This is a genomic window from Marinomonas sp. TW1 (assembly GCF_001625355.1).
Lineage (GTDB): Bacteria > Pseudomonadota > Gammaproteobacteria > Pseudomonadales > Marinomonadaceae > Marinomonas.
Map to the genome: position 1 here is coordinate 21,822 of NZ_JSEE01000024.1, position 9,840 is coordinate 31,661.

10 protein-coding genes are annotated in these 9,840 nt (G+C 44.0%); 4 read left to right on the plus strand and 6 right to left on the minus strand.

Going from position 1 to position 9,840, the window contains the following annotated elements; all coding sequences use genetic code 11:
• Positions 1-15 precede the first annotated feature (15 nt).
• From OA79_RS17360 to betI, 5 genes are all read right to left on the minus strand, one after another.
• Complete coding sequence (locus tag OA79_RS17360) at positions 16-1,299, minus strand: MFS transporter (RefSeq protein WP_063334481.1); 1,284 nt, start codon at positions 1,297-1,299, stop codon at positions 16-18.
• A 209-nt stretch (positions 1,300-1,508) separates the two neighbouring features.
• The gene (gene choV / locus OA79_RS17365; RefSeq protein ID WP_063334482.1) at positions 1,509-2,696 is read right to left on the minus strand and encodes a choline ABC transporter ATP-binding protein; all 1,188 of its coding nucleotides are present in this window, start codon (positions 2,694-2,696) and stop codon (positions 1,509-1,511) included.
• Between the two features lie 3 nt (positions 2,697-2,699).
• On the minus strand, positions 2,700-3,545 hold the full coding sequence (gene choW, locus OA79_RS17370; protein WP_063334483.1) for a choline ABC transporter permease subunit: 846 nt from the start codon (positions 3,543-3,545) through the stop codon (positions 2,700-2,702).
• A gap of 83 nt (positions 3,546-3,628) precedes the next feature.
• Entirely contained in the window at positions 3,629-4,564 is a 936-nt protein-coding gene (locus OA79_RS17375) for a choline ABC transporter substrate-binding protein (protein ID WP_063334484.1), read from the minus strand.
• A gap of 120 nt (positions 4,565-4,684) precedes the next feature.
• A complete protein-coding gene (gene betI / locus OA79_RS17380; RefSeq protein WP_063334485.1) occupies positions 4,685-5,284 on the minus strand; it encodes a transcriptional regulator BetI in 600 nt (199 codons plus the stop codon).
• Between the two features lie 379 nt (positions 5,285-5,663).
• Here betI and OA79_RS17385 point away from each other — a divergent pair, with 379 nt between their 5' ends.
• The 4 genes from OA79_RS17385 (at position 5,664) to OA79_RS17400 (ending at position 9,611) form a co-directional block, all read left to right on the plus strand.
• Complete coding sequence (locus tag OA79_RS17385) at positions 5,664-6,824, plus strand: MalY/PatB family protein (protein WP_063334486.1); 1,161 nt, start codon at positions 5,664-5,666, stop codon at positions 6,822-6,824.
• Positions 6,825-7,023: 199 nt separating this feature from the next.
• A complete protein-coding gene (locus tag OA79_RS17390) occupies positions 7,024-7,815 on the plus strand; it encodes a sterol desaturase family protein (protein ID WP_063334487.1) in 792 nt (263 codons plus the stop codon).
• A gap of 8 nt (positions 7,816-7,823) precedes the next feature.
• Positions 7,824-8,483 (plus strand): YceH family protein, encoded by a 660-nt coding sequence (locus tag OA79_RS17395; protein ID WP_063334488.1) that lies wholly within the window; start codon positions 7,824-7,826, stop codon positions 8,481-8,483.
• Positions 8,484-8,570: 87 nt separating this feature from the next.
• On the plus strand, positions 8,571-9,611 hold the full coding sequence (locus OA79_RS17400) for a Gfo/Idh/MocA family protein (RefSeq protein WP_063334489.1): 1,041 nt from the start codon (positions 8,571-8,573) through the stop codon (positions 9,609-9,611).
• Between the two features lie 77 nt (positions 9,612-9,688).
• Here OA79_RS17400 and OA79_RS18140 read toward each other — a convergent pair whose 3' ends face one another.
• Positions 9,689-9,838: an IS3 family transposase gene (locus tag OA79_RS18140; RefSeq protein WP_156486294.1), complete on the minus strand. Its 150-nt coding sequence runs from the start codon at positions 9,836-9,838 to the stop codon at positions 9,689-9,691.
• Positions 9,839-9,840 lie beyond the last annotated feature (2 nt).

Genomic DNA, 9,840 nt, shown 5'->3' on the forward strand with positions numbered 1-9,840 from the left:
CTTATAAGGGGCTGATTAGAGTTTGATCTCCACCTCGTGGCTTTTCTCTTCGGTCTGAATGGAAGAGTCGGCCTCGACTAGCATCTCTGCGGTGGCAACAGACGACACGGTCAGAGCCACTGGAATTTGATCCCCTTGATCTTCGATAACCATCGCAGGTTGCGCATTAATTCGGTACAAAGCGACGAGAATGACAAAAATGTTCATGAAAGACACGAACCAGAAAAGCGCGTTTAAGCTGATCCAGTCCATCAAGATAGCAGCCACTAAAGGACCAATCATTCCGCCAACGCCATTGAGCAAGATAATGCCGCTACTGGCGGATAAAATTTGTTCAGGTCTAAGCTGATCATTAATGTGTGACGATGCCAGTGAATACATGGGAAAGATAAAGGCACCAATCATAAACATCCCGACCATCATGATGATCTGGTTATCCATGTTATAGCCAAACGGCACAATAAGTGCGGTTACGCCACCGACAATGGCCACCCACAAAATGGTTACCCGTCGATCTTGGCGGTCTGATAATAAGCCAATTGGCCATTGTAATAACATGCCGCCTATGTAGCTGGCCCCCGTAAACAGGGATATTTGGATGATGTTCATGCCGATACTTTTGGCATACAACGCCCCTAAGCTGAGCATAGCACCTGATGTGATACCGGCAATAGTGACCCCTGTCACACCAAGTGGTGCGGTTCGGACTAAGCCCATGATGTTGAGTTTTTCTGGAATATCAATGGTTGGCGATGGTGTTCTGACCAATAATAACGGTACCAAAGCCAAAGAAATCAGTACGGACGTTAAGATAAAAAGTCCGTAACCACCAGGCGAAGCAATGTTCAGCAGTGCTTGACCTAAAGTCTGACAGGCCCAAATTTCAATAATATAAATGGAGAATAAACGACCGCGAGTGGTATTGGTGGAAATCTCATTTAGCCAGCTTTCGGTAACAATAAATAAGGCGGCGTAGCATAACCCAGTACACATGCGCATAAAGATCCAAAACCAAGGATTAACCAACACGGACTGCATTAAGATGGTAATGGAAGCCAGGGAAGCCACGGCCGCAAACACTCGAATGTGGCCAACGTTCTTGATCCAGTTTGGCACTATCAAGGAACCCACAATGAAGCCTAAATAATAGGCCGACATAATTAACCCTGTGGCGGACGTATTGAACTCTTCAATGGACGCACGGATACCGATAAGCGAGCTTTGCAGGGCGCTGGCTATGGTTAAAATGGCAATGCCAAAGAGTAAGCTCCAGATAGGCAGCAGGGTTTGCTTTAACATGTCATGTCCTTGTTCATTTCACTGGAAAATCTGAAAAAAGCAGCTGGTTAATATTTCGGCAGACTATACCGATAGATTTTCTGAATGCAATGCTTATTCTTTGTCTGTAAACGGTTTTTTTGATCTGCTTGAAAAGTACTATAAAAGCGAGGGAAGTGTGAAGACTCAATATAAAAAAGCGAACCAATTTGGTTCGCTTTTAGGGGAGATTAGAGGCTTTCGTCTCGTCCGAAATGCTTACCTAGTAAGGCATGATAGAAGTTATGATCCTGTAACACGCCAAGACATTGATCTCCTTCCATGAGAATCATAAATTGGTCGGCGTGATAACGAATTTCAACCGCTTCTCGCATGGCAATGTTTGCTGGCACAAGGAAAACAGCGTCTTTTGGTGTGTTGGCTAAAATGGTCTCAGGCGTCCAATCCACGGTCGCCATTTCACCATTGCTATTATGAGCTTTGATTAGCTTGCCGTTATCCAATTCTATCCAAGCGTTATCAGTGACCATGATACGGCCATCTTTTACCGCTAATTGATCAATTGGTGTCATCAAAGAGCGGCCACGAAGTACATTGAGTGGGTTAGTGTGCGCAACAAACTTCTCAACGTATTCTGTTGCTGGATTCAAGACGATTTGTTCCGGCGTATCTTCTTGAATAATACGAGCCGATTCCATGATGGCGATTTTAGTGCCGATCTTAAGCGCTTCGTCTAGATCATGGCTGACAAAAATAATGGTTTTATTTAGACGCTTCTGAAGTTCGATTAACTCGTCTTGTAGCTGAGCGCGAATTAAAGGGTCTAGTGCCGAAAAAGGTTCATCCATTAGGAGTACGTCTGTGTCCATGACAAAAGCACGTGCCAAACCAACGCGTTGACGCATACCACCGGATAGCTCGTCAGGCTTTTTATCGGCCCACTGGTCCAAGCTCACCATCTTCAATTGTTCACGAGCTTTTTGGAGACGTTGCTCTTTTGGCATGCCTTGCATTTCGAGTCCGAAAGCCACGTTCTCTAGTACGGTAAGCCAAGGCATCAGCGCAAAACTTTGGAACACCATAGAGACACGATGAGTACGCATATGACGTAACGTGGTCTCGTCACACTTTGCCATGTCAATCATCTTATCGCCATCTCTGACTAGGCAGCGACCACGGGCGATTTTATTTAAGCCATTCACGGCTCGAAGAAGTGTCGACTTACCTGAGCCTGATAGGCCCATCAGTACACAGATTTCACCTTCATTAACTTCGATGTTGGCATTTTGCACACCAACGACATCGCCTGACATGCCTAGAATTTCATCACGGCTGTGACCTTTGTCCATTAAGGGTAAGGTTTTTTCTTGATTGTCGCCGAAAACAATGTCGACATTTTCAATGGATACAACAGTCATGAATTAAACCTCGTTCTTAACGGATGGGGTTTTACAGATACGGTCTAGAATGATGGCCACTAGTACAATGGCAACACCGGCTTCAAAACCTTGGGAGATGTTTACAGTATTCAATGCGCGAACGACAGGCTTACCGAGTCCATCTGCGCCAACTAGAGCCGCAATGACCACCATGGAAAGGGACAGCATGATGCATTGAGTTACCCCTGCCATAATGCTTGGCATGGCCGCTGGTAGCTCAACTTTGTAAAGCAGTTTGGATTTGGTACAACCGAAGGCTAAGCCGGCTTCTAACAACTCGTTTGGTACCTTGCTGACACCAAGGTAAGTCAGACGAATCGGTGCGGCAATAGCAAATATAATGGTTGAGATCAGGCCAGGTACGTAGCCTAAGCCAAATAAAATAAGGGTTGGGATAAGGTAAACAAAGGTTGGAATGGTTTGCATTAAATCCAATATAGGGCGCAATAAAGTATAAAGCCAAGGTCGATGCGCAGCTGCGATGCCAATCGGCACACCGATGAGGACACTTATGGCGGTGGCGGAAACAACCAGTACTAACGTTTGAATGGTCTCAACCCAATAGCCCATATTAATAATTAATAACAACGCCGCGGCAATGAAAACCAGTAGGCCGATACTGCGATGAAGAAACCAAGCGCCTACTAATACAACGCCAATGACGACTAACGGATGAAGCCACTCAATGGCATCAACCATAGAAATAATCATCGTTTCTAGTGTGATTGAAACCAGGTCAAAAAAAACGGAAGCCGCATCAACTAGCCAATCGACAAAGTTTTCCATCCAAGCGCCAAGAGGAATTTTATTATCCGTCAGCCAATTCATATAAGTGTTCTCCCGAAGATTAAATAAGACATGCTATGCCATAAAGTTACGGCATAGCATGTTGTAGTATTACTATGAGGGTATTAAAGCCCTAGGTGTGCTTTAACCGCACTTAGGCCATTGCTACCAGAGGTAGTCTTAACGCCTTCTAACCAAGCATCAAGTACACCAGGGTTCGCTTTTAACCAGTCACGAGCCGCTACATTAGGCTTTTTGCCATCGTCAAGAATGGCACCCATGACTTCGTTTTCCATTGGCAATGAGAATTTCAAATTAGTCAGCAATTTACCAACATTTGGGCATTCTTCTATGTAGCCTTTGCGGATATTGGTGTGCACGTTCGCACCGCCGAAATTAGGACCGAAATAGTCATCGCCACCGGCTAGGTATTCCATATCGAAGTTGGCGTTCATTGGGTGTGGTGCCCAACCTAGAAACACAATCCACTTACCACGGCGAGTGTTACGGCTAACTTGTGACAGCATGCCAGCTTCACTTGATTCGACTAATTGGAAATCGCCAAGGGCAAAGGCATTTGAATCGATCATGTCTTGAATGATGCGGTTACCGTCGTTGCCCGGTTCAATACCGTAGATACGACCAGAGAAATCTTTACGGTGTTTAGCAATGGCCGCAAAGTCCGTTACCCCTGCGTCATAAGCGTTTTTGCTAACCGCTAAGGTATATTTTGCACCTTTTAGGTTTGGACCAAGGTCTTCAACCGTGCCGGCCTTTAGGTAAGGTTCGATATCGGCCTGCATGGTTGGCATCCAGTTACCTAGGAAAACATCAATGTCACCGTTGGCAAGTGAAGTGTAAGTGACTGGAACAGAAAGCAATTGCGTTTTGGATTTGTATCCTAAGCCTTCTACCACTTCGCTAGTAATGGCGGTTGTTGCTGTGATATCAGTCCAACCTACGTCAGAAAAACGTACCGTTGAGCAGCTTGCTGCCATGGTGAAGCCTGACACACTAGCCAAACTAATAGCGATCGCGGTTTTTGTTGCTTTGTTTAACATACCTTACCCTCTCTTTTGTGATAATCAAAAATTGATTAGTGCCATACTGTCATTGCAATATAACGCTTTCTACCTTGCTCCATGGTGTATTATTCGACCATTTTTAGCATTTACTTTTATTTAATGTGGACGATAGCCTCTATCAGGCATGACCAAATCTAAGTAATCTTGTATGAGTTTAGCTGATGTTTCTTTATGGATACCGCCAGCCAAAGACCCTTGTAACCACATACCGTCAATCATCGCCGCTACAGTGCAAGCCACATTACGAGCTTGTGCTACAGGAAATTCCGTTCTTAATACATGCACCAAAGCGCTTTGAAGGCGCTTAGAGTAAACACGTTGTAAACGAAACAGTGATGGAGTGTGCATGGCTGATGCCCAAAAGCCCATCCAAGTTTTGACGACTTGAGGGTGGGTTTGAGATTGACTAAAACCAGCTTTAACTATAGCCATCACTTTATCTTTAGCGGGTTTATCTTTCGATTTCATGACTTCGTCAGATAAAACTTCAAAAAATTCACGTATCAGGCTTTTCATGGTTTCTTCGAACAGACCGTCTTTGCCACCAAAGTAATGGTTAATAATAGCCGGTGAGACACCTGCCTTTTTGCCAATAACACTGACGGTAGCACCAGAAAAGCCATATTTATCAATGGCTTTAATAGCGGCCTCGATGAGCTGAGGCTTACGTATCTCGGGCATTCCTACTTTGGGCATTGATGAACCTTTTTATTAAACAGCTGTTTAACGAAAACTATACTAGGCCGATTGTGCAATTTAGGTCAACCCTTGACAATTCTAAATATTAGTTCTCTAACTAATTTAACTATTTGATTTAATTGTAAAAAATATCATTTCAAAATTTTTTCAAGTCTTTTTTGTGAAGTCTTATGTCGGTTTGGGATAAAAAATAAGCAAATTTTTGCATTTATTGGTCAAACTTCCCTGAGAAGCGTGTGATTTCGTTGGAATATTTTGATCGCGGCTTCATTTAGAAGGGGGTAAAAAAGAGGGTCGTACGATACTCACAAGTTCTCGTTATTTATCAATGAACTGGGTATGATGAAGATTAAACTGATGAGTGGAGCTTTGCCTGATGGATGTATCTTCTTCTGTATTTGACCGTGTATTTGACCGTGTGATTGATCGTTCTGAAATGAGTAGTGATAAGTGGGCAAAATACCCTGAACAAGTGATTCCAATGTGGGTGGCGGACATGGATTTTGATGCGCCTGAGTGCATCAAAGCCGCGCTTAAAGAGCGAGTTGAGCAAGGGGTGTTCGGTTATACTCATACCCCGAAGGCTTTAGTTCTGGCCATTCAGAACCATCTTAAGACTCGTTATGCTTGGTCCATTTCTGGTGGTCATTTAGTGCATTTGCCTGGATTAGTTTGTGCTCTACATTTAAGTGTTCAAATCTTTTCTGAAAAAGGTGATGGCATCGTCGTGCCTGGGCCTGTGTATTATCATTTGACGAAAGCGCCAGAGCTTGCAGGCCGTGAACTGCATACCATCGACATGGTATTACAGGACGATCGTTGGTTGCCTGATATGCAAGCTTTTGAAGCGGCATGTGCTCTGCAAAACAGTAAGATGGTGCTGTTATGCAACCCTCATAATCCTGGTGGTACGGTATTTCGCCGTGAAGAATTGCTCGCCATGCACTCGATTGCTGAGAAATACGATTTATTGGTGGTCAGTGATGAAATTCATTGTGATCTTATCTTAGAAGAGTTGCCTCACATTCCTTTTGCTAGTTTAAATGAGGATGCGGCTCAACGTACGATCACGTTAATGGCACCAAGTAAAACCTTTAACATCGCGGGACTAGGTTATGCGTTTGCGGTGATAGAAAATGCCCAGTTGCGACAAACATTTAAACAAGCTCGAGCGGGCTTAGTTGCTTCTCCAAATATGTTAGGTCTAACCGCAGCCACATCTGCTTATGAAGATGGGCAACAGTGGCATCGGAGCTTGTTGGAGTATTTGCGTCACAACCGCGATTACTTGGCTCAGCGTTTGGCTAATACACCTCTGAAGATGAACCACTTAGAAGGAACCTATCTTGCTTGGATTGATGCCTCTGACTTACCTGTTGAAGATCCATATGAATTTTTTTTAAACGCTGGCGTAGGTGTTTCATCGGGTAAGGACTTCGGCAACGCCTCATTTGTTAGGCTAAACTTTGGTTGTCCGATGAGTCTTCTTCAGCAAGCTTTAGATCGTATTGAAGCGGCCTTAGCGAAGGTTGTTTGATACGTAGAAGAGGTGCGGCTTGTTATGAGATGGGCATGTTTGTATTGATGATCATGTCATCGTGCCCGTTTTAAGGAACTTATAACGCGAGTGTCAGTCCTATTTTATTGTGCATCGCAGGAGTGCGATTCACTCATTCATGATGGTCTTTGGCATAGAGGGATACACTGCTTTAAGTATCAACTTGTTTGTGTGCTAAATGATTGATTTTTCTGTTCGTTTTGGTTTTTTTGCGATCATTTTTTTAGGCTTAATTGGTTGGCAATGGTGGCAACCGAGAAGTGCCTTATTATTGTGGCGTAAACGTTGGCCTCACAATTTATCCTTGTTAGTTTTAGGGGCGATTTGCGTTCGCCTTATTCAACCCCTTCTGTTGTCCTTTGTTGCTGTATTCAGCAATGAGACTGGATTATTCTCTCAATTGGCTTGGCCTACTTGGCTGACGATTTTATTCAGTATTGTTTGTCTGGATGGTTTGATCTATTGGCAACATAGGCTGTTTCACCGAATCCCTTGGCTGTGGCGGATTCATCGCGTTCACCATTCCGATCCTGAGTTAGACGTGAGCTCGGCCGTACGTTTCCATCCTATTGAAATCATTTTATCTTTGGTGATTAAAGCGACTGCCATTTATCTGTTGGGAATTCCTGTTATTGCGGTTTTGCTGTTTGATATTTTACTGAACGCTTCAGCCATGTTTAATCACACTAATGCTCGCTTACCGCGTCAAGTGGAATCCATCGTCCGGCGGGTTCTCGTGACACCAGACATGCATCGAATTCATCATTCGCGTCGAGACGAAGAAGCAAACCGCAATTTTGGTTTTTTTCTGAGTATTTGGGATGGACTATTTGCGACTAAATGTCAGCAAGCGCTTGGAGGAGATGCGGCTATTCGCATTGGCTTGCCTAATACTAAAACATACCAACCTAATTCATTTAAAGCGCTATTAATCATGCCCTTTAAATTGGTCATTCGTAAACAAAAGTAGGGAAGATTATGAGCTACCATGAAATTAATTTTATTGAAATGCGTGTTATTGGTTGCCTCATCGAGAAAGCCATTACGACACCAGAATACTATCCGCTGAGTCTTAATTCATTACAAACCGCGTGTAACCAAAAGTCCAACCGTGAGCCTGTGATGAACTTGTCAGAACATGAAGTCCAGGACGCAGTGGACTCTTTAGTTGAGCGTGGATTGATCACCGAAGTGGCTGGTGGACACAGTCGAGTGAGCAAATATCAACATCGATTCTGTAATACTGAGTTTTCGGACCTGAAATTGAATGCAGCACAAACCGCCGTGATTTGTCTGCTGTTTTTACGAGGGCCACAAACACCGGGTGAGCTGCGTTCTCGGAGTGGGCGTTTACATGATTTTGAATCGAGAGAAGAGGTAGAAGCGGCTCTGGAAGCACTGAAAAACATGGTAGGAGGACCTTATGTTGAGGTCTTACCTAAGCAAGCGGGTAAGCGGGAGGCACGTTTTCAAGAGTGTTTTTGCATGGACTCTGAGCGAGTTGTCGCGGTCTCATCTAAAGAGGATTCATATCCCTTGAGTAATGCGTCTCTTGAAAGCAGAGTCAATGAATTGGAGTCTCAGGTATTAAGCTTGATGGCGCGAATTCAAGCGTTAGAAAATGCCAGTGGACTATAATGACCTTTAGGGTCAAACTTAGGGCATTTTTACAGCTCGGTTGTTTCGTCTGAAATGACCGCATTTGGTTAGGTTAAGGGGGAAGCGATGAAGACATTACGCTGGGGCATTATCGGTACAGGGCAAATCGCCAATGCATTTGCGAGTGATTTCCGTTATGTGAAGTCGGGAGAGCTTAGGGCAGTCGCTTCAAGAAATAAAGCGTCTGCAGATGCTTTTTCGGCGAAATATGACATAGAACTGGCGTTTGTGGATTACTTCTCTTTGATCAATAGCCATGAAGTCGATGTGATTTATATTGCCACCCCACATGTACATCACTATGACCTAGCAAAAGCTTGTATTTTAGCGGGTAAAGCGGTCTTGTGTGAGAAGCCTTTCACTCTAAATGAAGCCCAAGCGAGCGAACTTTATGAGTTGGCAGAACGACATGAAGTGTTTGTGATGGAGGCTATGTGGACACGTTTTAATCCTGTGATCGAGCAAGTATTAGAATGGGTTGAAGAAGGTGAAATCGGCCATTTGCAAAGCATTCAGGCGAGTTTCAATTTTGTCGCACCAACGGATCGGAATCACAGATTAATGAATCTTGAACTGGGTGGCGGAGCTTTGTTGGATGTGGGCATTTATCCTGTCTTTTTAGCTCAGTTGTTCTTTGGAAAGCCGGATTTTGTTCAGAATCAAGCCGTCATTGGTGACACGGATGTGGATGTATTTGAGCAAATTTTATTGGGGTGGGAAAACGGGCAGCTGGCTTCCTTAGAAGCGTCCTTGATTTCTTGTCACCCGAATCGAGCGATTTTATCTGGCACAAAAGGTTATATTGAAATTGACTCTGAATGGTTCTGTGCAAAGTCGTGTCGCATAGTGGATGAGGCTAAAAATGAACGCGCCGTTGAATTTGATTTCCCTGGTATGGGCTATCAATTTGAAGTCGATGAGGTTAACCGTTGTCTGGAAGAAGGTCTGCTACAAAGCCCCAATCATAGCTGGCAAGACAGTTTGGCATTATTAGCAACGCTTGATGAAGTACGTCAGGACATGGGCTTGTATTACCCCGGAGAAGAACAACCGTCTCATGAGGATCTAGAGCACCATCATCATGAGCATAGCCATCACAAGCATTAAATTAGGTTGAGTTGATAATAAAAAGCCTCGTTACCAAACCTTGGTAATGAACTGACCCCATAAAGTTGGACTCTGTTCTAAGCGGCTTTCAAGGCCTGATTTCGATACGCTATCGGACTCAGGCCTTTTAGTTTCTGCTTAATTCGATCGTTGTTGTAATACTCGATGTATTCCTTGATTGCTTCAATCAGCTCATCAGCATTGTTAAACTTTTTGTTATGGTACATTT

Coding starts and splice junctions, on each gene's coding strand:
- OA79_RS17360 (WP_063334481.1), bottom strand. CDS start 1,299: ATGTTAAAGCAAACCCTGCTGCCTATCTGGAGCTTACTCTTTGGCATT.
- choV (WP_063334482.1), bottom strand. CDS start 2,696: ATGACTGTTGTATCCATTGAAAATGTCGACATTGTTTTCGGCGACAAT.
- choW (WP_063334483.1), bottom strand. CDS start 3,545: ATGAATTGGCTGACGGATAATAAAATTCCTCTTGGCGCTTGGATGGAA.
- OA79_RS17375 (WP_063334484.1), bottom strand. CDS start 4,564: ATGTTAAACAAAGCAACAAAAACCGCGATCGCTATTAGTTTGGCTAGT.
- betI (WP_063334485.1), bottom strand. CDS start 5,284: ATGCCCAAAGTAGGAATGCCCGAGATACGTAAGCCTCAGCTCATCGAG.
- OA79_RS17385 (WP_063334486.1), top strand. CDS start 5,664: ATGGATGTATCTTCTTCTGTATTTGACCGTGTATTTGACCGTGTGATT.
- OA79_RS17390 (WP_063334487.1), top strand. CDS start 7,024: ATGATTGATTTTTCTGTTCGTTTTGGTTTTTTTGCGATCATTTTTTTA.
- OA79_RS17395 (WP_063334488.1), top strand. CDS start 7,824: ATGAGCTACCATGAAATTAATTTTATTGAAATGCGTGTTATTGGTTGC.
- OA79_RS17400 (WP_063334489.1), top strand. CDS start 8,571: ATGAAGACATTACGCTGGGGCATTATCGGTACAGGGCAAATCGCCAAT.
- OA79_RS18140 (WP_156486294.1), bottom strand. CDS start 9,838: ATGTACCATAACAAAAAGTTTAACAATGCTGATGAGCTGATTGAAGCA.